This is a genomic window from Lysobacter silvisoli, assembly GCF_003382365.1.
Lineage (GTDB): Bacteria > Pseudomonadota > Gammaproteobacteria > Xanthomonadales > Xanthomonadaceae > Lysobacter > Lysobacter silvisoli.
This window is the reverse complement of sequence record NZ_QTSU01000003.1, coordinates 586,411-609,060: the sequence shown is the minus strand read 5'-3', so window position 1 is coordinate 609,060 and position 22,650 is coordinate 586,411. Positions and strand designations below refer to the sequence as shown.

The following is a 22,650-nucleotide window of genomic DNA, read 5'->3' as shown; positions in this document are numbered from 1 at the left end:
CCTGCACGGTGGGGCGCGCGGCGCCGGGACCTCCGTTCGGAAATTCCCTACCCCGCAGCGGGGCCCTAGCTTACCCGATGCCTCCGCAGCCCCCGATGCAGGCGGCGCGGCCGCCGGCGCAGGCTGGTGCCATGCGTATACACGACTGGCCCAGCGCGGAACGGCCGCGCGAAAAACTGCTGGCGCGCGGCGCCGGCGCCCTCTCCGACGCCGAGCTGCTGGCGATCTTCATCGGCTCGGGCCTGCGCGGGCACGACGCGGTCGCCACCGCGCGCAGCCTGCTGAGCACGCACGGCCCGCTGCGCGCGCTGCTGGAACGGCCGCCGGCGCAGCTGCGCGACCTGCCCGGCCTGGGTCCGGCGCGCGCCTGCAGGCTGGCGGCCGCGCTGGAACTGGCCAGCCGGCACCTGTCGGCACAGCTGGAGCGCGGCGAGGCCATCGCCGACCCGCCGGCGGCCGGCCGCTACTTCGCCCAGCGCCTGCGCGGGCAGCCGCACGAGATCTTCGCCGCCCTGTTCCTGGATGCCGCCCACCGCGCCCTGGCGTTCGAGGAACTGTTCCGCGGCACCGTCGACGGCGCCGAGGTGCACCCGCGCGAGCTGGTGCGGCGCGCGCTGCACCACAACGCGGTGGCGGTGATCGTCGGCCACAACCACCCCAGCGGCAATCCCGAGCCCAGCACCGCCGACCAGTCGGTGACGGTGCGCCTGCGCCGGGCCTTGGACCTGGTGGACGTGCGCCTGATCGACCACTTCGTGATCGGCGACGGCCCGCCGGTGTCGATGGCCGCGCGCGGCCTGTTTTGAGGCTGCGGCGGCGCGGAGCGGCCCCGCTGCGGGGGCCGCGCTCGCGTACAATGGCCGGTCCGCATCACCCCGTTCAATTCCGTGAAAAACCAACTCCGCGCGCAGGTCGCGCAGGCCATCGATGCGTTGCGCGCCGCCGGCACCGTGCCGGCCGACCTGGCCACGCCCGATTTCGTCATCGAACGCCCCAAGACCCGCGCCCAGGGCGACTACTCCACCAACGCCGCGATGCTGCTGGCCAAGCCCGCGCGCGCCAATCCGCGCGAGATCGCGCAGAAGCTGGTCGACGCGCTGCCGGCCAATACCGACATCGCCAACGTCGAGATCGCCGGCCCGGGCTTCATCAACTTCCACATCGACGAGTCCGCCTGGCGCCGCCAGCTGGGCCAGGCGCTGGCCGCGGGCGAGGCTTACGGCCGCAACGCCAGCGGCGCCGGCCGCCGCGCCGGCGTGGAATTCGTGTCCGCCAATCCCACCGGCCCGCTGCACGTGGGCCACGGCCGCGCCGGCGTGATCGGCGACTGCATCGCGCGCGTGCTGGCCGCCAACGGCTGGGACGTGGCGCGCGAGTTCTACTACAACGACGCCGGCGTGCAGATCAACAACCTGGCGATCTCCACCCAGCTGCGCGCGCGCGGGCTCAAGCCCGGCGACGAGGGCTGGCCGGACAACGCCTACAACGGCGACTACATCGCCGACGTGGCGCGCGCCTACCTGGACGGCGCCACGGTCGAGTTCGAGAACCACGCCGTCACCGGCAAGGGCGACATCGACGACCTCGACGCGATCCGCCAGTTCGCCGTGGCCTACCTGCGCCGCGAGCAAAACCAGGACCTGGACGCGTTCGGCGTGGGTTTCGACGTGTACTTCCTGGAAAGCTCGCTGTACGAGCAGGACAAGGTCGAGGAGACCGTGCGCGAGCTGATCGCGCACGGCCACACCTACGAAGAGGGCGGCGCGCTGTGGCTGCGCAGCACCGACTTCGGCGACGACAAAGACCGCGTCATGCGCAAGTCCGACGGCAGCTACACCTACTTCGTGCCGGACGTGGCCTATCACCTGAGCAAGTGGCAGCGCGGCTACCTGCGCGCGATCACCGAGCTGGGCGCCGACCACCACGGCTCGCTGGCGCGCGTGCGTGCCGGCCTGCAGGCGCTGGACGCCGGCATTCCGCAAGACTGGCCGGAATACGTGCTGCACCAGATGGTCACGGTGATGCGCGGCGGCGAGGAAGTGAAGCTGTCCAAGCGCGCCGGCAGCTACCTGACCCTGCGCGACCTCATCGACGAAGCGGGCCGCGACGCGGTGCGCTGGTTCCTGGTCGCGCGCAAGCCCGATTCGCAGCTGACCTTCGACATCGACCTGGCGCGTTCGCAGTCGATGGACAACCCGGTCTACTACGTGCAGGTCTCGCACGCGCGCATGTGCGGCCTGATGCGCCAGCTCAAGGAGCGCGGCCTGAGCGTGGACCTGGAGCAGGGCCTGGCCCAGCCGCTGGACCTGGGCGACGAGGCCGAGCGCGAGCTGGTGGCCACCCTGCTGCGCTACCCCGACGTGGTGGAGCTGGCCGGACGCGACCTGGAACCGCACCAGATCGCCGCCTATCTGCTGGAATTGGCGCAAGCCTTCCAGACGTATTACAACGACCACCAGTTCCTGGTCGACGACGCGGCCGTGCGCAATGCGCGCCTGGCGCTGGCGACGGCGACGCGGCAGGTGCTGGCGAACGGTCTGGGTTTGTTGGGCGTCAACGCCCCCGAGGTGATGTAAGTGGCAGCACGACGCGGCAAATCGCAAGCCAAGCGCAATCAAGGCAACAGCGGCGGCCTGCCCGGCTGGGCCTGGGGCGTCATCGGCGTCCTGCTCGGCGTGGTCCTGATCCTGGGCGCGCCGAAGTTCCTCAAGTCCGACGGCGACGGCTTCTTCCGCCCCAAGCCCAACCCCGACGCCCAGCCGGCGCCGGTGGCCGTGGCCGAGGACGAGACCGTCGCCCCCGACACCGGCGACGGCCGCAGCGCGCCCAAGCCGGACAAGGCCGACGCGCCCAAGGACACCGAATACGACTTCTACACCCTGCTGCCCGGCAAGGAAGTGCCGCTGAGCGACGCCGAGCTGGCCGCCACCGAGCGCGCCGAAGCCCAACGCCTGGCCCAGCAGCAGAAGGCGCAGGCCGCGGCCACGCCGGCCGCCGCCACGGCGCAGACGCCGGCAGCCGCCAATCCCGACGCCGCCCTGCCCAAGCCGATCGAAACCGCCAGCGCCACGCCCACGGCCACGGCCAGCGCCGCCACGCCGGCAGCCGCCGCCTCGACCACGCCTGCCAGCACGGCCACCGCGGCCGCGGCGACCGCCGCGGCTGCCGACGACAACACCCGCTACCTGCTGCAAGCCGGCGCCTTCCAGGCCTCCGGCCAGGCCGAGGAAATGAAGGCCAAGATCGCGATGCTGGGTCTGGGCGCGCGGGTGGAATCGGCGCAGATCGGCGGCAAGACCGTCTACCGCGTGCGCATGGGCCCCTACGGCACCGCCAGCGACCTGGCCGAAGCCAAGCGCAAGCTCGCCAGCGGCGGGCTGCCGGGCATGGCGATCAAGGTCAAGTAAACCGGGTTCGTCTGCCGACCCGCGCCCCGGGCCTATTCGGGGCGCGCGGCTCAAAGCGCGCCAGGAAGCGAGGACACCCCGACCCGTCATCCCCGCGCAGGCGGGGGGCTAGGGCCCAAATGGGAGCCTGGCGCTGAAGTCTCTCCTTCCGGCCATCGGGCATAGCCCGATGGCGCTCAGCGCCGCGCGAGCCAATGGCTCGCAAGCAGCGGCGCTTCGCCCTCGCCTACGCGGGGATGACGAGCAACAGCGCGATCGCCAGCTAGGCGCTCCGCACTGCGCCAGCCTCAGCCCGCTGGTGCGGGCGCCCCAAGCGCGAGCACGATCACAGCCCACGCACGCCGCCGCCGCGACGGCCATGGCCGCGCGGTAGACTCGCCCCGTTCGCAGCAGGGTGAAGCATGGACAAACGCGTACTACTGGGCTGCATCGCCGCACTGTCCGTGCTGCTGTTCGGCGGCATGGCCGCGCAACTGGCCGGCGCCTCCGGCAGCGCCTCGCAGATCGTGCACACCCCCTTGGGCCGGGTGCCGATGGGCGACGTGCTGATGGTGCTGCTGGCCATGACCGTCGGCGGCGCGGTGGCGCGGCGCAAGTTCCGCGCCGTCGCCGTGCTGATGGTGACCATCGTCTGGCTGGCGATCCTGACCGTGCTGGTGGCGATGATTTCGCCCGACAGCCCGCCGCCGCTGGCCTCGCTGCCGGCCATGCTCAAGTACAACGGCATGGCGATCGTGTTGACCCTGCTGGCGGCCTGGCTGGGCGCGAGCCTGGGGCAGTTCCTGGCCGCACGTTGGCCGCGCGGCGGGAACACGGCTTCGGCCTGATCCAGTCGCGGCTAACGCCGCTCCTGTAAGGAGCGCAATGCCGCCTTCGCTCAAACACTTGGGTGCGCCGGCCCTCACCCCAACCCCTCTCCCGTAAACGGGAGAGGGGCTAAAAGCAGTGGCGTCGCCTGTGCTCCCTCTCCCGTTTACGGGAGGGGCTAAAACGCATGTGTTCCCTCTCCCGTTTACGGGAGAGGGCTAGGGTGAGGGGATGAGCGCAAAGCGCGAATGCTCTTCGCGCCATTCAAAAGCGGCAGCCCCGCTCAACCCCGCTTGATCGAAATCAGCGCCGAGGTGTCCGACTCGCCCATGCCGCGCTCGATCAGTTCGGCGTAGTCGGCCAAGGCCTGGTCGATGGTGGCGGTGCGGATGCCGGTGTCGCGCGCGATCGCCTGCACGATGCGCAGGTCCTTGAGCATGTGCGCGCACTTGAAGCCCGGCGCGAACTCGTCGCGCAGCATGGTCGCGCCGCGCTTGTCCAGGAACCAGTTGTTGGCCGCGCCGGCCATCAGCGTCGGCAGCAGGCGCTCCGGGTCCAAGCCCAGCTTCTCGCCCAGCGCCAAGCCTTCGCACACCGCTTCGTTAATGCCGGCCACCAGCACCTGGTTGACCGCCTTGGTCGCCTGGCCGGCGCCGGTGCCGCCCATGTGGCTGATGCGGGCCGCGTAGGCCTCGATCGCCGCGCGCGCGCGCTCCAGGTTCTCGGCTTCGCCGCCGACCATCACCGACAGCTTGCCGTTGCGCGCGCCCTCCACGCCGCCGGACACCGGCGCGTCGAGGAAGCCGATGTTGTGCGTGGCCAGCATCGCCGCGCAGCGGCGCGCGGTTTCCACCGCCACCGTCGAATGGTCGACCACCACCGCGCCGGCCTTGAGCACGTCGGCCAGCGCGGCCACGTTCTCCAGCACGTCCGCGTCCAGCGACACGCACAGCGCGACCACGTCGCAGTCGGCGAAGTTCGCCGCCGAACGCGCCGCGCGCACTTCCAGCTCCGCCGCCAGCGCGTCGGCCTTGGCCTGGGTGCGGTTGCCCACCGCGGTCAGCAAACCCTTGCCGTGCACGTAGCGCGCCATCGGCGCGCCCATCGCGCCCAGGCCGATGAATCCGACTTTCATTTCAACCTTCCCTGCCTAGATGGGGGATGCCCCTGGGTGTTTCAGACCTGCCACTCGTATACCGTCAGCCGCGACGCGCCGGTCAGGTGCAGCGGATCGCGCTGCGCCAGCGCCGTGGCCGCATCCAGATCCGGCGCCAGCAGCACGTAGGCGCCGCCGCTCTTGTCGGAGAACGCACCCGACCGTTCCAGCCGGCCTTGCTCGCGCAAGTCGGCCAGGAACACGCGGTGCGGCTCGACCACGGCGGCGTCGAACGCCGGCTCGCGCATCGCCAGCACCAGGTACTGCTTCATCGCCGCGTCTCCGGATGCGCTCACGCCAGCGGCGCGTCGCTGAGATAGGTGTAGCCGGTCAGCCCGGCCTCCAGCGCCTCGTTCAAGCTCGCCGCTTCCGCCTCGGGCAGGCCGGCCGCCGCGACCTTGTCGCGGTAGGTCTGGCGCAGCGCGTCCAGGCGGTAGCCCACGTAGTCCAGCATCACGTCGGTGGTGTCGCCGCGGCGCTGCTGGGCGATGCGGTAGCCCTGGCCGTCCACGCGCACTTCGACCGCGTCGGTGTCGCCGAACAGGTTGTGGATGTCGCCCAGGATCTCCTGATAGGCGCCGACCAGGAAGAAGCCCAGGCGGTAGCTTTCGCCGTGCTTGAGCCGGTGCAGCGGCAGCGAGCTGTCCAGGCCTTCGTTCTCGACGTAGGTCTTGACCGTGCCGTCGGAGTCGCAGGTCATGTCGGCCAGGATGCCGCGGCGCTGCGGCGCCTCGTCCAGGCGCTCGATCGGCACGATCGGAAACACCTGGTCGATCGCCCACACGTCCGGGATCGACTCGAACACGCTGAAATTGACGAAGTACTTGTCGACCAGGCGGTCGTTGAGTTCGTCCAGCAGCTCGCGGTGGCTCTTCTCGTCGTAGTTCAGGCGCTGCCGCACCGCGTGGGCGATGGCGTAGAACAGATCGTCGATGCGCGCGCGGTGGATCAGGTCGATCTGGCCCAGCGCGTACAGCGACAGGCCTTCGCTGTGGTGGTGCTGGGCCTCGTGGAACAGCTCCGGTGCCGGGCGCCGGCCCAGTTCCTCGTAGACCTCGCGCAGGTGGCGCACCACCGCCGGCTCGTCGTCGTGCGCGGGCGGAATGCGGCCTTCCGGCGCCTCCTCCACTTCCGACACGTTGGCCACCAGCACCGCGTGGTGCGCGGTCATTGCGCGGCCGCACTCGGTGACCACGCGCGGCGGCGCCAGGCCGTGCTCGGCGCAGGCCTCGGCCAGCGGCTGGACGATGCTGTTGGCGTACTGGCCGATGCCGTAGTTGATCGAGCAGTAGCCGCGCGAGCGCGTGCCTTCGTAATCGATGCCCAGGCCGCCGCCCACGTCCATGTAGCGCACCTGCGCGCCCAGCTTGGACAGCTCGACGAAATAGCGCGTGGCCTCGCGCATGCCGTTGGCGATGTCGCGCACGTTGGAAATCTGCGAGCCCATGTGGAAGTGCAGCAGCTGCAGCGCGTCGGTCATGCCGGCGTCGCGCAGCTTCTTCCACAGGTCCAGCACCTGGCGCGGCGACAGGCCGAACTTGGCCTTGTCGCCGCCGCTGTTCTGCCACTTGCCCGCGCCCAGCGAGGCCAGGCGCATGCGCACGCCCAGGCCGGGCTTCACGCCCAATGCCTGCGCTTCCTCGATGACCAGCGCCAGCTCGGACGGCTTCTCCACCACGATGAAGACTTCCATGCCCAGCTTGCGGCCGATCAGCGCCAGGCGGATGTACTCGCGGTCCTTGTAGCCGTTGCACACGATCAGGCCGCCGGGGCGGCTGAGCGCCAGCACCGCCATCAGCTCGGGCTTGCTGCCCGCTTCCAGGCCGAAGCCTTCGCCGTGGTGCGAGGCCAGCGTGCCGGCCACGCCCTGGTGCTGGTTGACCTTGATCGGATAGACCGCGGTGTAGCCGCCGGGGTAGTCCCACTCGGCCTGGGCCTGGGCGAAGGCCGCCTGCAGCTTGCCCAGGCGGTCGCCGAGGATGTCGGGGAAGCGCACCAGCAGCGGCAGCTTGGCGCCGTTGGCGCGCGCCGCGTCGACCACGTCCGGCAGGGCGATGGCCGGTCCGCGCTCGCCGTGCGGGCGCACGGAGATCCGCCCGGCCGCGTCGACGTCGAAGTAACCTTCGGACCAATGCGGGATCGAGTAGGTCTTGCGAGCCTGATCGAGCGACCAGTCGGACATCGGCGTGGCACCAGCGGGGGCGAAAGGGACGCGCATTCTACCGCCCCCGCATGGCGTTACCGGCCTTCCCTTACCTGAACGGCCCCGGCGGCCGGCGGGCGCGCCAGGGCTCTCCTCAATTGGGGCCGGCCTTACTTGCCGTCGCGCAGGTACACCTGCGAGCCCGGCACCGCCTTGACCCGCTTGGCCACCTGGCGCTGCTGCATGGCGAAGAACACGGTGAAGCTGCCCGGCAGCTCCAGCGGATCGCGCACCTTCTTCAGCGGGCCCTCGGCGGTCAGGGCCACGCCGGTCATGTCCACCAGCACCACGTAATGCGGCACGCCGCTGTCGTCGTCGATCGGCTTGCGCGCGATCCAGACGTGGATGAGCTTGGGAATACTGCGGAAAGTCGCCAGCGCAGCCTCCAGCACCTCCGGCTCCAGGCCGTGCGGCTGCAGCTTGATATCGTCGTCCAGGGTGTTGCGCGCGGTCTCGCCGGCCTCGCAGCGCTTCTGCCAGGCCTTGATCCGGGTCAACGTGGCCGCATGCGCCGCGGCGTTGCCGCTCTCGCGGTAGTGATGCTCCAGCAGGTGCAGGCCACGCCCGAGCAGGGTGCGATCGAGCTCGATCGCGCGCTCCAGTTCCACCGCGCCTTCCGCCGAACGCGCGTCCTCGCGCTCCAGCAGCAACGCCCCCAGGCGCGCGCGGGTCAGCGCGTCGAGCGGCTCGGTCGCCAGCGCCTTGCGGTACCAGGGCTCGGGGTCGAAGTCGGGCCGCAGGGCCAGGGCCAGCTGCGCGTACTCGGCCGCCTCGGCGCCGACCAGGCCGTCCGCGCGCGCGTCCAGCTCCTCCAGCCGCGCATTGGATTGCACATGCTGGCGGTGCTGGTCGCGCCAGTTCGCGCCGTTGCGCTCCAGCCATTGCGCGTTGAAGCGTGCCTGCAACTGCGCCGCCAGCGGCCCCAGCAGGGCCTCGGCCGCGCTGGGCTGCGCGGGGGCCGGCGCCTGCGGCTCCTGGGCCAGGGCCTGCAGGCGCTGCTTCAGGGTCGGATGGGTGTCGCCGGGATGCGCCTCGGCCTCCAGCAGTTGCTGCAGGCGCGCGGCTTCGTCCTCGGCCGGCGCCGTCAGGCTGCCGCTGAGTTCGGTGAGCAAGGCTGCGGGCGGCTCGGCCTGCTGGCGGATGCGCTCCTCCAGCGCCGGCCAGAACTCGCGCCCCAGCCGTTCGCCGCCCAGGCCCACCCGCTGCAGCGCCTGCGCCATCGCCGGTGCGCCGGTCACCCGCGCGGCGGTGGCGTCGGCGTCGTATTCCTGCGCGCGCGCCAGCACGAAACTGTAGGCATCGAAATAGGGCGCATACCAATTGAAGAAGCGCGCGAACAGCGCGCCCATGATCGAACCGCGCTGCGCCAGTTCGTGCAGCAACCGGTACCAGCTCACCCGCACCCGGTAGATCCAGCCGGCGAAACGGCTGTGGCCGCCGCCGAAATGGCCGAACTCGTGCGCCACCACCGCCGCGAACTGCTCGCGACTGAGCAGCTGCATCAGCGGCAGGCCCAGCACCAGGTAATGGGTGTGCCCCAGCAGCCCCAGCATGCGCGGCACGCTGGCCGCGCTGGCGTTGAGGTCGGGGTCGATCACGATCTGCCGCAGCGGCGGCGCGCCGGTCTGCGCGCGCAGGCGCTCGATCTCGGCGCGCAGTTCCGGCGCCTCGTCCGGCCCCAGCACATGGCCCTCGGGCGGCTCGAACTTCACCCACAGCGCCTTGAGCACGAAGCCGCCGAAGGCCACCGGGATCCACACCACCTTGAGCAGCTTGGCCAGCAGGATCGGGCTGATCGCGAACAGCACCGCGACCAAGCCCACCGACATGCCCAGCGCCAGCAGCACCGTGCCGCCCAGGACCGCGAACCCCAGCCCCGCCAGCAGGGCCAACTTGAATTTGTAACGCCCAGGCGCCTGCTGCGCCTCGCGCTCCAGGCGCGCGACCAGTGCCTGGTACCTTGCGACCGTTGCCATCCCTGACCCCCTGTTTTGCCGCCATTCTAGAACGGGCCCCGGCGCCTCACGCCCGGTCCGCTACAATGCCGCCCCCGTCCTGGCGCATCACCCACACGCCCGGGCGCAGCGCAGCCGTCATCGACCGCGGCTAGTTTGGAAGGCGCGACCCACCATTCCGGAACCACCCGCATGAGCACCGACAGCACCTGGCATTACGAAAACTTCGAGCGCGCCGGCTCGGCCATCGGCTACCGCATCGTCCGCAAGCTCGACGAGGTCCAGTCGCCGTTCCAGAAGATCGAGATCTTCGAGAGCACCGACTGGGGCAACCTGATGCTGATCGACGGCGCGATGATGCTGACCACGCGCGACAACTTCCTCTATCACGAGATGATGTCGCACCCGGCGCTGTTCACCCATGCCGCGCCCAAGAACGTGGTCATCATCGGCGGCGGCGACTGCGGCACCCTGCGCGAAGTGCTCAAGCACCCGGGCGTGGAAAAGGCCGTGCAGTGCGACATCGACGAGCAGGTCACGCGCATGGCCGAAAAGTGGTTCCCCGAGCTGTGCGAACGCAACGGCGACGCGCGCGCCGAGCTGCTGTTCGACGACGGCATCGCCTACATGGCCAACTGCGCCCCGGGCAGCGTCGACATCGTGATCGTGGACTCCACCGATCCGGTCGGCCCGGCCGAAGGCCTGTTCAACAAGGCCTTCTACGACAGCTGCTTCCGTGCGCTGAAGGACGACGGCATCCTGGTGCAGCAGTCCGAGTCGCCGCTGGTGCTGCTGGACCTGATCAAGGAAATGCGCGGCGAGATGGGCAAGGCCGGCTTCGCCAGCTTCCAGACCCTGCCGTTCCCGCAGCCGTGCTATCCCACCGGCTGGTGGAGCGCGACCCTGGCGCGCAAGTCCGGAGGTTTCGATTTCCGCGAGAACGATGCGCGCGGCAAGGGCTTCGACACCCTGTACTACAGCGCCGACATCCACCGCGGCGCGCAGACCCTGCCGCCGTTCGTGGCCGCGGCGCTGGGCTGAAAACCGAAAGGGCCGGATTCTCACCCGGCCCCAAGCGATGCACCAACGGCCGCGGAGCGAACTCCGCGGCCGTTTTCGTTGCCGATCCCCGCGCTTAGCGGAACGCCGCCATCGCCGCCGCGCGCTCGCGCATCACCCGCTCGTTGTTGCGGGTGCTGGTGCCCAGCGGCCGGCTCACGCCGCCCGACACGTAGTTCTGGTCGGTGGTGGAGAAGTAGCCGATGCGCGGCTGCGGGTTCGAGTTCACCGCCATGATCGTGCGGAAGTTGCCGGCGCTGTTGACGTAGCCGTGGCCGTACGAGAACGGCGTGGTGGTCGGATCGTTGTCGTGGCGCGCGCCGAACAGGTGCGCCGCTTCGTGCACGAAGGTGAAGGTGCTGCAGCTGTGGTTCTGCACGAAGAAGCCGTTGGCCGCGGTCGCGCCGATCGAATAGGCCTGGCCGCACAGCAGCGAACCGCTGCTCACCAAGCCGTCGCGCACCACCAGGGTCACCAGATCGGCGGCCGTGTTGTTGCGGTCGGTGGTCGAATAGGCGTCGTACCAACCGTCGTTGGTGTTGCGGATGCGCGACAGCAGGGTGCCCGAATCGTTGGTCGCCTGACCCTGGGTCGCGAACCGCACGCCGGCGCTCTCGAAGCGCACGGCCAGCGCGTTGTTGGTGAAGGCGGTATTGGACTGGGCGATGAAGAAAGCGGCGCGATCGTTGGCCGAGTTCTGCCCGCCCAGCTCGGTCACCGCCTCGGGCGTGTAGACCTGGAGCACGCGGATGATGGTGTTGGCCAGCAGCGCATTGGCCAGCGGCCGCGCGCCGGTGCCGCGGTCGGGCTGCGGCGGCAGATCGCTATGCGCCGGCGTGTCGTCGCCGCCTTCCAGGCTGGCCGGATCGCGCTTGATCAGGTACTGCTGCTTGCCGTCTTCCGAGGTCAACAGCTCGAAGACTTCGCCCGAACCGGTGGCGATCTGGCCGGTGACGCGCTCGCCGCGCACCACGAACAGCGCCGTGGACGGCGCCTGATCGCCGAGCTTGAGCTGGCCGTTGGGCAGCAGCTGGTCGGCGCCGGACCAGATCACGTCGCCGTTGGCGCTGCGGTAGGCTTTGGCCAGGCGCATGTGCAGGCGCGCGCCTTCGGGCATGCTCAGCATCAGTTCGCGCTGCCCGCCGGTCAGCGCCTTGCGGTCGACCGATACCGCGGCGGCCCAATGCGCGCTCTTGTCGCGCAGCATGCCGTTGATGTGGGCGGGCGTGGCGGCCACGGCAGCGGCCGCTACGCGTGAGGACTGCGCCTGGAACAATTCCGGCACCGACGCCGATTGCGCGCCCGCGGCGCTGACGGTGGCGGCGATCAGGCCGGCGATGGACACTGCCAAGAGGTGCTTTCGCATATGGTTCTCTCCTTAGAGCGCTGCAGCGAATAGAAGTGAAGGCGGCTACGCCGCCCGGCTTGTTCGTGGCCGTGTCGCCGATCGCCGCGTGCGCTGGGGCCGCTGCGCGACCTGAGCGTCGCGAACGGGCTTGAGTTAGGCATGCGGCGAACGGCCGCAGCAGGTCGCGGCAAGCGCGTTTTCGGTCCGAAAGACGCCGCTAATCACAGATTCGCGCTTCGGCCATGCCGCTTGTGCATGGACCCGCAACTACGGATGGGAAATGCGCGCCGCAGCTGCGCACACTCGCTCTGCGTCAATGCCCGCCCAGGCCAGCAGCCCTCACTGTTTCCACCGCTCCAGCCACCGATTCGCGGGCTCGGGTTTGCCATCGGCCGCTTCGTCGGCCGGCCGTTCGGCGCCGGCATCGGCCGGTCGCTTCATCGCGCAACCCAGATAGGCGATCAGTTCTTCGCGCGGCGCCATCGCGCCCTTGCCGTATTGCTCGATCAGCAGCGGCCGCAGCTTCTCCAGCTCCTGCGGCGAGCGCGCGATCTGCTTGCCCCACAGTTCCGCGAACGACTCCGCGGTCTGGTTCTTGCCCATGGTGGCGCGCATGGCGTTGAGGAAACCGACCAATTCGTAGCAGCGGCCCACCCGGCTGGGCTCGAGCGGAATCGCCTGCCGCTGCACGCACTGCTCCATGCGCCGCGCACCCAAGCCCGGCAGCGAGGTCGGGGGATTTGCGTACAGCGCTTCGACGTCGGCACGCACCGTCTCGGGCGGGTCGCGCAGCCGTTCCGGCAGGGCCGCGTTGGCGGCCAAGGCTTTTTCTTTCAGACCGGCGCGATCGCCGTCCTTGTCGCCCCCGGCCAAGATGGAATAGCCGACGAACATGGTGCTGCGCCCCAGGCAGACGGCCGTGTCGGCCAGATGCGTGCGGTTCAAACCGTTGACGGTCCGCTCCTGATCGCCCTCGGCGGCGAACGCCGTCGCCGCGACCAGACCGGCCGCCCACACCACGATCGCTTTCATGATCCCTGCCCCTGCGTCACGGCCGGTACGGCCAGCCCGATCCGGCGCCAACGTCCCCATGCGCCGGCTGCGGGCACGGTACTACACCGCGCTCACGCGCCGACACCGGACCAGCGCATCGCCGCCAAGTTGAGCGCGTAGCCACCCACCGTCAGCAGCACGAACAGCAGCGCGGCCAGCAGCAACGGCCGCGCACCGGCCTGACGGATCGCGCCCAGTTGGGTGCGCAGACCCAGTGCCGCCATCGCCATGGCCAGCACCGCCGTATCCAGTTGGGCGATCGCCTCGCTCCACGACGGCGGCAAGCCCAGCAACGGATGCAGGGCGCTGACCGCCACGAACGCCAGCGCGAACCAAGGCAGACGGAGCCGGCTCCGTGCCGGCCCGCCGCCGCGCCCGCTCGCGCGCAACGACAACAACAACAGGAACGGCGCCAGCAGCATCACCCGCAGCATCTTCTCGATCACCGCGGTGGATGCGGCGACATCGCCCACGGCCCGCCCGGCCACCACCACCTGCGCCACCTCGTGCACGGTCGAGCCCACGTACAGGCCGTAGGCGCGCTCGCTCAGGCCCAGCAGCGGGTACAGCGCCGGATACAGGAACATGGCGATGCTGCCGAACACCACCACCGTGGCCACCGCCACCGACACCTGCTCGGCGCGCGCGCGCAGTACCGGTTCGGTCGCCATCACCGCCGCCGCGCCGCAGATCGCGCTGCCGGCGCCGATCAGCAGCGCGGTCTCGCGTTCCAGCTTCAACCAGCGCGTGCCGACCCAGGCGGCGGTGGCGAACACCGTGGCCACCACCACCGCGTCCACCGCCCATCCGGCCCAGCCCACCGCGGCCAAATCGTGGAAGCTCACCCGGAAGCCGTACAGCACGATGCCCAGCCGCAACAGGCGGCCGCGGCAAAGGTCCACGCCGGGGCCGGCGGCCGCCGCGATCCGGGCGAATCCGGTATTGCCCAGCGCGATGCCCAGCACCATGGCCAGGGTCAGCGCGCTCAGGCCCAAAGCCCGCAGCGGCGCCCATGCGCTCAAGGCCCAGGATGCGGCGGCGAGCGCGGCGGCCAAAGCCAGGCCGGGTGCATGCATGGCGCCGGCCTGCGTCAGCGCGGCGGCGGGAGAACGGCGGGGAACGGCCAACGACATGGGCGACTCCGGCGCCGAGCGGCGGCGCGATGGGCGCCACGGTAGGCGCGGCCCGTCGGGTCGTCCAATACATATAATTCCCGATTTGATGAATTGAACTCATATCCCATGAACCTGCACCTGCTGCGCAGTTTCCTGACCGTGGTGGAGACCCAGAGCTACTCGCGCGCGGCGCAGGCGCTGTTCGTGAGCCAGTCGGCGGTGACCAAGGCGGTGCGCGAGCTGGAGCATCAGCTGGATCTGCCGCTGCTGGAGCGCGACGCCGACGGCAAGTCGCTGCGCGGCATCGCCCTGACCGAGCACGGCCGCGCCGTGTTCGAACATGCGCGCGCGATCTTCGCCCTGGCGCGCGCGGCGAGCGAAGACGTGCGCGACCGGGTCGAGCTGCGCCAGGGCCATCTGCGCCTGGGCGCCAGCACCACGGTCGCCGCGTATTGGCTGCCGGACATGCTGGCCGAGTTCTCGCGCCGACATCCGGCCCTGCAGGTCGGGCTGATCGTCGGCAACACCGACGAGATCAGCCGCGAGCTGGTCGACTGCCGGATCGATCTGGGCTACGTCGAAGGCGAAGTCAGCGACGCGCGCATCGCCGCCACGCTGTGGCGCACCGAGCCCCTGCGCCTGGTCGCCGCCGCCGGCGCCGCCGCGCGCATGAGTGCGGCCACGCTGGCTCAGGCCACCTGGCTGCTGCGCGAACCCGGCTCGGGCACGCGCCAGGCCGCGCAGGCCTGGCTGCAGGCGCAGGCGCTCACGCCCGCACGCGTGATCGAGATCGGCAGCAACGAGGCCATCGCCCGGGCGGTCGCGGCCGGCGCGGGGCTGGCCCTGCTGCCCGATACGGTGGTCGCCGACCTGCTGGCGATGGGCCGGCTGCGCACGGTCGCGCCGCCGGGCCAGGCGCGCGCCGCAAGCCGGCCGCTGTATCGCCTGGAGTTGCGCAACCGCCCGCGCGCGCCGGCGTTGCGCGCGTTCCTGGCCCTGGATACGCAGCCGCGGCGGCGCAAACCCGACTGAGCGGCCCTTTGGCCCTGCTTGCGAGACCGCACGCCGGCCGCGCCGTGCGTCATCAAGGATGCAACGCCAACACAGCCTTGCCGCGTACCGCCACTTCGAAGACCGTAGCGTGCGGGCCCGGCCTCAGGCGCCGCCGACCCGAGCCGGCGCGACGCGGCGCCTACAGCGCGTCGCCGTCCATCTCGCCGGTGCGGATGCGCACCGCGCGCTCCAGGTCCCAGACGAAGATCTTGCCGTCGCCGATCTTGCCGGTGCCGGCGGCCTTCATGATCGCCTCGACCACGCCGTCGACCTGCTCGTCGGTGACCGCCACTTCCAGTTTGATCTTGGGCAGGAAATCCACCACGTATTCGGCGCCGCGGTAGAGCTCGGTGTGGCCCTTCTGGCGGCCGAAGCCCTTGACCTCGGTGGCGGTGATGCCGGCCACGCCCGCCTCGGCCAGGGCCTCGCGCACGTCGTCCAGCTTGAACGGCTTGATCACCGCCATGACCATCTTCATCGTCGATCTCCGAATCTTTCCGCCGCGCAGTGCCCGCGCGTCCGCTGGCGGCAGCATAGCCCAGGCCGCCCGCGGCGCATGCATTCACGCCGCCTTCGCCCGGCTCCGGCCAAGGATGGGACGCCTCGCCGCACCGGTGCGGCCGTGGTGTAATGGCGGTGCCGCGCTATAGGATTTTTCCGACAGCGCGGCGCGGCCCGCACCGACGGCGCCGCCCCGGCCACGAGGCCAAGCTGGCCACGTCCCCGGATAGAGCGCCCCACCCATGATCGACCTGAACCATATCGACGACCTCGCCCGCCGCCTCAGCACCCTGCTGCCGCCGGGCCTGCGCGAGGGGCGCGACGAGATCCAGCAGAACTTCAAGGCCGTGCTGCAGAGCGGTCTGGCCAAGCTCGACCTGGTCACCCGCGAGGAATTCGAAGTCCAGCGCGCGGTGCTGCTGCGCACGCGCGAGAAGCTGGACGAGTTGCAGCGCACCGTCGCCGAACTGGAAGCCCAGCTCGGCCACAACGCCCCGCCCCAGCACTGAGCGCGCCAGCATGAATCTGGCACTCGTGCACAGCCGTGCGCGAACGGGCGTTCGTGCGCCCGCAGTACGGGTGGAGGTGCATCTGGCCGGCGGCCTGCCCTCCATGTCCATCGTCGGCCTGCCCGAAGCGGCGGTGCGCGAGGCCAAGGACCGCGTGCGCGCGGCCATCCAATGCGCGCAGTTCGAATTCCCGTCGCGCCGCATCACCGTCAACCTGGCACCGGCAGACCTGCCCAAGGACGGCGGCCGCTACGACCTGGCCATCGCCTTGGGGATCCTGGCCGCGAGCGGCCAGATTCCGCTGGACGGTTTGGGCGATTACGAGTTCCTGGGCGAGCTGGCCCTGACCGGCGAGCTGCGCGCCATCGACGGCGTGCTGCCGGCCGCATTGGCCGCGGCCGACGCCGGGCGCAAGCTGGTGGTGGCGGCCGGCAACGGCGCCGAAGCGGCGCTGGCCAGCCGGGTCGAAGCCATGACCGCGCGCACCCTGCTCGAGGTCTGCGCCATGCTCAGCCAGCGCAAGACCCTGCCGGCGGCGCAGGCCGTGCCGATGCAGCGCCAGGTCGGGCCCGACCTGGCCGACGTGCGCGGCCAGGCGCAGGCGCGGCGCGCGCTGGAGATCGCCGCCGCCGGCGGCCACCACCTGCTGCTGATCGGACCGCCCGGCTGCGGCAAGACCCTGCTGGCCGCGCGCCTGCCCGGCCTGTTGCCGGAGGCCGACGAAGGCGAGGCCCTGGAGACCGCCGCCATCGCCTCGGTCAGCGGCCGCGGCCTGGACCCCGCGCGCTGGCGCGAACGCCCCTTCCGCAGCCCGCACCACACCGCCAGCGCGGTGTCCCTGGTCGGCGGCGGCGCCGACCCGCGGCCCGGCGAAATCTCGCTCGCCCACCACGGCGTGCTGTTCCTGGACGAGCTGCCCGAATGGGACCGGCGCGCGCTGGAAGTGCTGCGCGAACCGCTGGAGTCCGGCGTGGTCACCGTGGCGCGCGCGGCGCGCAGCGCCGAATTTCCCGCGCGCTTCCAACTGGTCGCGGCCATGAACCCCTGCCCCTGCGGCTGGGCCGGCGACCGCAGCGGCCGCTGCCACTGCGGCATCGAGGCCATCCGCCGCTACCGCGCACGCGTGTCCGGGCCGATGCTGGACCGCATCGACCTGCATATCGAAGTGCCGCGGCTGGCGCCGACCGAACTGCGCGCCGACGCGCCCACCGGCGAACCCAGCGCCGCCGTGCGCGAGCGCGTGCTGCAGGCGCGCGCGGTCCAGCGCGCCCGCGCAGGCCGGGTCAACGCGCAGCTGAGCCAGGCCGACACCACCGCGCACTGTCGCCTGGAGGAACGCGATCAGGCGCTGCTGGAACGCGCGGTCGACACGCTGCAACTGTCGGCGCGCTCCACCCACCGCATCCTGCGTGTGGCCCGCACCATCGCCGACCTGGCCGGCAGCGAACGCATCCTGACTACGCATTTGACCGAGGCCATCGGCTATCGGCGTGCGGATCGCGGCGCGACGGCGCAGGCCGCGTAGCGGTCGCTCGGCCGGCGTTTCCCGATCCGGCACGACAGAAGCGAGCCCGATGCCTAGGCGTGCCCAGCCTCCACGCGCGCGATGAAATCTCCCATCAACCTCGCGCATTCGGCCGCGTGGGTTTCCAGCAGCAAATGCGGGCCGTCCAGCACGTGCGCCTGCATGCGCGGCAGATCCTTGATCCAATCCAGGGTTTCGTCGATGCTGAAGAACGCATCGTGCCGCCCCCACAGCATCAACGCCGGCGGCTGATGGCGACGCAGGTAGTCGGCGATGTCGCCGAAGCGCGCGACGTGGTTGCGGTAGTCGTAGACCAGCGCGCGCTGCAGCTCCAGGCGACCGGTCTGCGACATGACCCGCCAGTCCTCCTCCCATTGCTGCGGGTCGATGCGCCCGGCGATGTCGCGCGGGATGTCGCCCACGTATTGGTAGCGCGTGCCCTCGTAGCTCAGGTGGGCGGTGGCTTCGGCTTCGCGTTCCGGGGTGGGATCGTCCCAGTACGCCTGCGTCGCCGCCCACTGCGGGCCGATGCCGCTGGCATGGGCGTTGGCGTTTTGCACGATCAGGCCGCGGATACGTTCGGGCGCGCGCGTAGCCAAATGCAGCCCCACCGCGGCGCCATAGTCGTGCAGATACAGGTGGAAGCGATCGATGCCTAGCTGCGTCAGCAGGCCTTCGATGATGTCGGCGTAGCGCGAGAACGAGGGCTGCTCGATCGGGTCGGACTGGCCGTAGCCGGGCAGATCGGGTGCGACCACGTAGCAGCGCTGCGCGAGCGGAGCGATCACATTGCGAAACGTGGCCGATGAACTGGGAAAGCCGTGGATCAACAGCAGCGCGGGCGCGGAGCGCTCGCCAGCCAGTCGGACCGCAAGGTCAATGCCTTCTATCGTTAATCGTTCGGGCATGAATGAAGACTCGTGAGATCGGGCCGATCGCGGCCACGCGTCGCTGCTGCATGCGCCCTGTCGAACGGTCTCATGCGCTGCGGTGCCTGCGTCGCATGCGCATGCTGGCATGGAGCGTCTGGCGGCCGCGTGACGAGGCGGCGCGTGCGGTTACGGGCCAGTCCGGCCCGGCGCGCGTGGCGGTCTACAAGCCGCCGCAATTGCGCCCGCAGGTACGCGGGCGCTCCAGATAGTCGCGCGCGCCTTCGCGCGCTTCGCGGCGCTGGGCTTCGGTGCCGCAGCGGGTCTTCTTCATGCTGGTGCCGCTGACGCGCTCGCGCCAGCACACATCCTGGCCGTCGCGCGCCGTACGGCTGTCGCCGAGCTCGGCCTGGATGCGCTCCAGGGCGTTGTCCAGGCGGATCTTGTCGTCCATCGACAGCTGGTCCAGTCGCTGCTTGCCTTCGGCGGCGGCGAAGACCTCCTTCTGCGCCTTGCGGATCGCGCTGGCCTGGCGCGGGCTCAGGCCGTCGATGCCGCCGTCGTCCAGGTCGGCCCGGATCGCGCGCTGCTGTTCCAGCACCACTTGCAGGCGGTCGCGGCCGTCGTCTTGCGCGCCACCGGCTTGCACCGGTTCGTCGGCCCATGCCGGGCCCAGCGTCCACAGCAAAAGCAGACACGGCAGCAAACGCTTCATGGCGATGGCTCCTCGTAGGCGGACCGGGATCGGGGCTACGGCTCGACCCAGACACTACGCGCCCTGCCTTGGCGGCTACAACGGCCGGGAGCGCCGTCCGTCCGAAACACCGCGACGGCGGACCGCCGTGGCCGCGGCATGCGCGCCAAACGAAGAAGGGCGGCACTGCGCCGCCCTTCGCACGCACGACCTGCGCTGCGTCAATCGCGGCCGAAGTCGCCGCCCTTCTGCTGCTCGATCTGCCGGCGTGCCAGCTCGCGCTCTGCGCGCATCTGGCTGGCGGTGCGGCACACACGCTCTTTGCGGTTGCTGCCCAGCACCGCGCGGCGCTCGCAGACCAGGCGCTCGTCGTCGGCGTTGTTGATCGCCGCTTCGATCCACTCCAGCGAGTTGAACACGTCGATCTTCTGCTGTTCGGTCAGCTCGGCGGTGGACTGCTTGCCCTCCAGGGTGCGCAGCACTTCGCTCTGCTTGGTCAGCAAGGTGGCGCGGGTTTCGCCGGACATGTCCTTGTAGCGGCCGCTGCGCGCTTCCACGCCGGCGCGGATTTCGGCCTGCTGGTTGCGGATGGCCTGGGCTTCCTGCGCGGCGTAGTCGGCCGCGAACGCCTGCGGCGCGGTCAGCGCGCCCAGGATCAAGGCGGCCAGTACAAACTTCTTCATCGACTTCGGTCCGTGGATGGGGACCGCGACCATACGTGGCCGTCGGGGCGGCTGTCGACTGAGCTTTCGGCCTATGTGGCGGGTGGGCACCCAAAAGGTGCCGAAGGCTGGCGCTCCGGCGTTTCGCCTCCCCCTTTGTTGAGGGGGACTGAGGGGGATTTGCTCTTGGCTTGAAGCCACAACAACAGCAACAGCCCCCTTGGCCCCCCTCAACAAAGGAGGGAATCGATGCGGGTGCGGCGGCTCAGGGCCGGGCCGATCCGCAGGAGGTGCTACCCGACTCGGGCGCGCACACGCCGGAATCGCCCTTCCAATCGCGCGCTTCGTTGGTGAGCTTGGTGCGTTCGCCGACGGTGGCGCAGCGCACTTCGCGCAGGGTGGTGCCGGTCTTGCGTTCGCGGCGGCAGATCTGGCGGTCGTTCTCGTTGGCCGCCAGCACCGCCTTCACCTCCTCCAGCGAGTTGAACAGCTCGACCTGCTTTTCGCGGTCCAGTTGTTCGACCTGGTCGACGCCATCGAGCAGTCGGAAGATGCGGTCCTGCGCGCGCTGCATCTTGTCGATCTGGTTGCGGTCGAAGCGCGCGTAGGCGCCGGTGGGACGTTCGGTCTCGGCGCGGATCTCGCGCTGCTCTTGCAGGATCTGGCCTAGGCGACCGACGTTGGCCACGGCCGCGAACGCGGCGCACGACAGTACGGCGAACAGCACGATGCTTCGCTTCATGACGTTTCCCCTGGTTTTGACGCGCCGCGTACGGTGCGCGCGACGGCGCCCGTACGCGGCGGCGCCGTTTACTGGCTGCTGCGGACTTCGCCGCTTTCGATGCGTTCGCGCGCGGATTCGCGCTCGGCGCGGATCTGGCCGGCGGTGCGGCACACGCGCTCCTTGCGGTTGCTGCCCAGCACCGGGCGGCGCTCGCAGACCATGCGTTCGTCGTCGGCGCTGTTGATCGCCGCTTCGATCCACTCCAAGGTGTTGAATACCTCGGTCTTCTGGTCTTCGTTGAGGTCCTGGGTGGACTGCTTGCCGTCCATCAGATGGAACAGCTGGTCCTGCTTGGCCAACAACTCGCCGCGGGTGTTCTGCGGCATTTCCTTGTAGCGCCCGTTGGCGGCCTTGACCGCGGCACGGATTTCGGACTGCTGCGAACGAATCGATTCGAACTGCAATACGCCGCGGTCGACCGAGGCGTAGGACAACGGGGCCACCAGCAACAGGCTCAGGGCCCAAACACGCAACTTCATGGGGGCAACTCCTCGATCGCGATTGCGGAGCATGGAAGTTACGCCGCCTAAGTGTGACCTTCAACCCGCCTTTTTAAGCAAAACGGGGCCGATCAGGACAAGCCTGGAGCGGGCTCCGGGGCGCGGGCGCAGCGCAATCGGGGTTCAGCGCGATCCCGGCCGGGCCGGACGCGGCGGCGGCGCCGGCAGGGATGCGGCCGGCCGTGCCCGCGCTGCGCCTGGCCGTGGCCGGTCCGGCTCAGCGCGCCGGCGCCCAGACCTCGCCGGCCGGGTCGAACTCGGCGGTGCGCTGTTGCTGCGCGCGCCAGCCGAACCCGCACACCGCCAGTGGGCCTTCGCTCAGCGGGTCCAGGCCGAAGGCCCGCTCCAGGTCGACCTCGTTGACGGCGCAGGTGACGAAGGCGCCCAGGCCCAGGTCGGTGGCGCTCAGGTACAGGGTCTGCGACAGGTGGCCGCTGTCCAGGACCAGGGCGCGGTAGGCCTTGGCGTGGTGGCGGTACTTCCAGAAGCAGCGCGCGTAACGCGGCGCCAGCACCGCCAGCGCCGGAGCGTCGGCGAACCAGTGCTGGCCGGCCAGGGCGCGCAGGACGAAATCGGCCAGTTCGCCCGGCGGCGGCGGCAGCGGTTCCAGCGCGTGCTCGATCGGGTGGTAGTGGTACAGGCCCGGGGCCAGGCCCTCCACCCGCTGCACGATCAAATAGGCCTCGGTGGGGTGCAGGCCGCCGGCCGAGGGCGAGTGCTTCTTCAGGAACACCGCATCCTCGTCCACGCGCAGCTGCGCCTGGGCGGCGAAGGTACGCTGCAGCATCTGCGCGAACAGCCGGTAGGGCAGCGCGCGTTCGCGGTCGAAGTTGCGGCAGGTGGCGCGGCGCGCGAGCAGGGCGTCGAGGTCGGCGGGCTCGATCTCGGGCAGGGCGATGCGCTGCGCGGCCGGCACGCGCTCGCGCACCGGCGGCGGCGGTGCGCCCAGCTTGTCGCGCAGGCCGGACACCGTGGTCAGGTCCTTGGCCTCCATGTCGGCCACGCCGTCCACGCCCTGCCAGCGCGCCAGCCGGTGCGCGAGCGCGGCCGGCGGCCACCAGTGGCCGTCGCGCAGGGCCTGGTCGCGCTCGCGGTGGGCGGCGTCGCTCTCGGCGTCGCCGATCAGCAGGCCGGTGTCGAGCAGGCGCCGCAGGGCCGCCGCGGGCGCGTCGCTCAGGGATTCGAGCGGGCTCCACTGCCCCGGGCTGAGCCGGCCCAGCAGTTCGCGCTCGTCGGCGTCGATCTCGATTTCGCCATCCAAATGAGGCGCCAACGCCAGCCACCGCCGCTGCCGGCGCAGGCCGGCGCCGCCTTGCAGCAAGGAGGGCAGATCGAAGCTGATTTCCTCGCGCGGCTCCAAGTACACCACCGCACATCGCCTCACCTGCATATTCCACTCCCGTGCAGCAGTTTTTTATGGTTTTGAGGTTGTCCCGCCAATGGGACAAGG

Annotated in this window: 22 protein-coding genes; 8 read left to right on the top strand and 14 right to left on the bottom strand. The window is 70.5% G+C overall.

Going from position 1 to position 22,650, the window contains the following annotated elements:
- The first annotated feature begins 131 nt into the window (after window positions 1-131).
- The 4 genes from radC (at window position 132) to DX914_RS17665 (ending at window position 4,234) form a co-directional block, all read left to right on the top strand.
- The gene (gene radC, locus DX914_RS17680) at window positions 132-806 is read left to right on the top strand and encodes a RadC family protein (RefSeq protein ID WP_115861288.1); all 675 of its coding nucleotides are present in this window, start codon (window positions 132-134) and stop codon (window positions 804-806) included.
- A gap of 81 nt (window positions 807-887) precedes the next feature.
- Window positions 888-2,576: an arginine--tRNA ligase gene (argS, locus tag DX914_RS17675; RefSeq protein WP_115861183.1), complete on the top strand. Its 1,689-nt coding sequence runs from the start codon at window positions 888-890 to the stop codon at window positions 2,574-2,576.
- A complete protein-coding gene (locus DX914_RS17670) occupies window positions 2,577-3,407 on the top strand; it encodes an SPOR domain-containing protein (RefSeq protein ID WP_115861181.1) in 831 nt (276 codons plus the stop codon).
- 401 nt (window positions 3,408-3,808) lie between these two features.
- On the top strand, window positions 3,809-4,234 hold the full coding sequence (locus DX914_RS17665) for a hypothetical protein (protein ID WP_115861179.1): 426 nt from the start codon (window positions 3,809-3,811) through the stop codon (window positions 4,232-4,234).
- Window positions 4,235-4,497: 263 nt separating this feature from the next.
- Here DX914_RS17665 and DX914_RS17660 read toward each other — a convergent pair whose 3' ends face one another.
- From DX914_RS17660 to DX914_RS17645, 4 genes are all read right to left on the bottom strand, one after another.
- The gene (locus DX914_RS17660) at window positions 4,498-5,349 is read right to left on the bottom strand and encodes an NAD(P)-dependent oxidoreductase (protein ID WP_115861177.1); all 852 of its coding nucleotides are present in this window, start codon (window positions 5,347-5,349) and stop codon (window positions 4,498-4,500) included.
- Between the two features lie 41 nt (window positions 5,350-5,390).
- Window positions 5,391-5,666 (bottom strand): YciI family protein, encoded by a 276-nt coding sequence (locus DX914_RS17655; protein ID WP_425480701.1) that lies wholly within the window; start codon window positions 5,664-5,666, stop codon window positions 5,391-5,393.
- Window positions 5,663-7,552 carry an arginine decarboxylase gene (gene speA / locus DX914_RS17650; protein ID WP_115861172.1) on the bottom strand — a complete coding sequence of 630 codons (1,890 nt, stop codon included), beginning with the start codon at window positions 7,550-7,552 and terminating at the stop codon, window positions 5,663-5,665. The genes DX914_RS17655 and speA overlap by 4 nt, the downstream gene beginning before the upstream one ends.
- 131 nt (window positions 7,553-7,683) lie before the next feature.
- A complete protein-coding gene (locus tag DX914_RS17645; RefSeq protein ID WP_115861170.1) occupies window positions 7,684-9,549 on the bottom strand; it encodes a M48 family metalloprotease in 1,866 nt (621 codons plus the stop codon).
- Window positions 9,550-9,720: 171 nt separating this feature from the next.
- Between DX914_RS17645 and speE the strand changes: the two genes are divergently transcribed.
- Window positions 9,721-10,569, top strand: a complete 849-nt coding sequence (speE, locus tag DX914_RS17640; protein WP_115861168.1) for a polyamine aminopropyltransferase — start codon at window positions 9,721-9,723, stop codon at window positions 10,567-10,569.
- A gap of 94 nt (window positions 10,570-10,663) precedes the next feature.
- Here speE and DX914_RS17635 read toward each other — a convergent pair whose 3' ends face one another.
- From DX914_RS17635 to DX914_RS17625, 3 genes are all read right to left on the bottom strand, one after another.
- Window positions 10,664-11,953 carry a M12 family metallo-peptidase gene (locus tag DX914_RS17635; RefSeq protein WP_115861166.1) on the bottom strand — a complete coding sequence of 430 codons (1,290 nt, stop codon included), beginning with the start codon at window positions 11,951-11,953 and terminating at the stop codon, window positions 10,664-10,666.
- A 321-nt stretch (window positions 11,954-12,274) separates the two neighbouring features.
- Window positions 12,275-12,967: a hypothetical protein gene (locus DX914_RS17630; protein ID WP_115861164.1), complete on the bottom strand. Its 693-nt coding sequence runs from the start codon at window positions 12,965-12,967 to the stop codon at window positions 12,275-12,277.
- Window positions 12,968-13,059: 92 nt separating this feature from the next.
- A complete protein-coding gene (locus tag DX914_RS17625) occupies window positions 13,060-14,121 on the bottom strand; it encodes a YeiH family protein (protein WP_115861162.1) in 1,062 nt (353 codons plus the stop codon).
- Between the two features lie 108 nt (window positions 14,122-14,229).
- Between DX914_RS17625 and DX914_RS17620 the strand changes: the two genes are divergently transcribed.
- The gene (locus DX914_RS17620) at window positions 14,230-15,135 is read left to right on the top strand and encodes a LysR family transcriptional regulator (protein WP_115861160.1); all 906 of its coding nucleotides are present in this window, start codon (window positions 14,230-14,232) and stop codon (window positions 15,133-15,135) included.
- Window positions 15,136-15,295: 160 nt separating this feature from the next.
- On the opposite strand, the gene DX914_RS17615 is transcribed toward DX914_RS17620, so the two are convergent.
- On the bottom strand, window positions 15,296-15,634 hold the full coding sequence (locus tag DX914_RS17615) for a P-II family nitrogen regulator (protein WP_056176848.1): 339 nt from the start codon (window positions 15,632-15,634) through the stop codon (window positions 15,296-15,298).
- 265 nt (window positions 15,635-15,899) lie between these two features.
- Between DX914_RS17615 and ubiK the strand changes: the two genes are divergently transcribed.
- Both ubiK and DX914_RS17605 read left to right on the top strand, forming a co-directional pair.
- A complete protein-coding gene (gene ubiK, locus DX914_RS17610) occupies window positions 15,900-16,166 on the top strand; it encodes a ubiquinone biosynthesis accessory factor UbiK (RefSeq protein WP_115861158.1) in 267 nt (88 codons plus the stop codon).
- A 10-nt stretch (window positions 16,167-16,176) separates the two neighbouring features.
- Window positions 16,177-17,691 carry a YifB family Mg chelatase-like AAA ATPase gene (locus DX914_RS17605; RefSeq protein ID WP_115861156.1) on the top strand — a complete coding sequence of 505 codons (1,515 nt, stop codon included), beginning with the start codon at window positions 16,177-16,179 and terminating at the stop codon, window positions 17,689-17,691.
- A 53-nt stretch (window positions 17,692-17,744) separates the two neighbouring features.
- Here the strand turns inward: DX914_RS17605 and DX914_RS17600 are convergent, their stop codons facing one another.
- From DX914_RS17600 to DX914_RS17575, 6 genes are all read right to left on the bottom strand, one after another.
- Complete coding sequence (locus DX914_RS17600) at window positions 17,745-18,599, bottom strand: alpha/beta fold hydrolase (protein ID WP_115861154.1); 855 nt, start codon at window positions 18,597-18,599, stop codon at window positions 17,745-17,747.
- Window positions 18,600-18,783: 184 nt separating this feature from the next.
- Entirely contained in the window at window positions 18,784-19,275 is a 492-nt protein-coding gene (locus DX914_RS17595) for a hypothetical protein (protein ID WP_115861152.1), read from the bottom strand.
- Window positions 19,276-19,475: 200 nt separating this feature from the next.
- The gene (locus DX914_RS17590) at window positions 19,476-19,937 is read right to left on the bottom strand and encodes a hypothetical protein (RefSeq protein ID WP_115861150.1); all 462 of its coding nucleotides are present in this window, start codon (window positions 19,935-19,937) and stop codon (window positions 19,476-19,478) included.
- A gap of 244 nt (window positions 19,938-20,181) precedes the next feature.
- Window positions 20,182-20,658, bottom strand: coding sequence for a hypothetical protein (locus tag DX914_RS17585; protein WP_115861148.1), 477 nt, complete (start codon window positions 20,656-20,658; stop codon window positions 20,182-20,184).
- Between the two features lie 68 nt (window positions 20,659-20,726).
- Window positions 20,727-21,179 carry a hypothetical protein gene (locus tag DX914_RS17580; RefSeq protein ID WP_115861146.1) on the bottom strand — a complete coding sequence of 151 codons (453 nt, stop codon included), beginning with the start codon at window positions 21,177-21,179 and terminating at the stop codon, window positions 20,727-20,729.
- A gap of 238 nt (window positions 21,180-21,417) precedes the next feature.
- On the bottom strand, window positions 21,418-22,590 hold the full coding sequence (locus DX914_RS17575; RefSeq protein WP_115861144.1) for a putative peptide maturation dehydrogenase: 1,173 nt from the start codon (window positions 22,588-22,590) through the stop codon (window positions 21,418-21,420).
- Window positions 22,591-22,650: the final 60 nt, after the last annotated feature.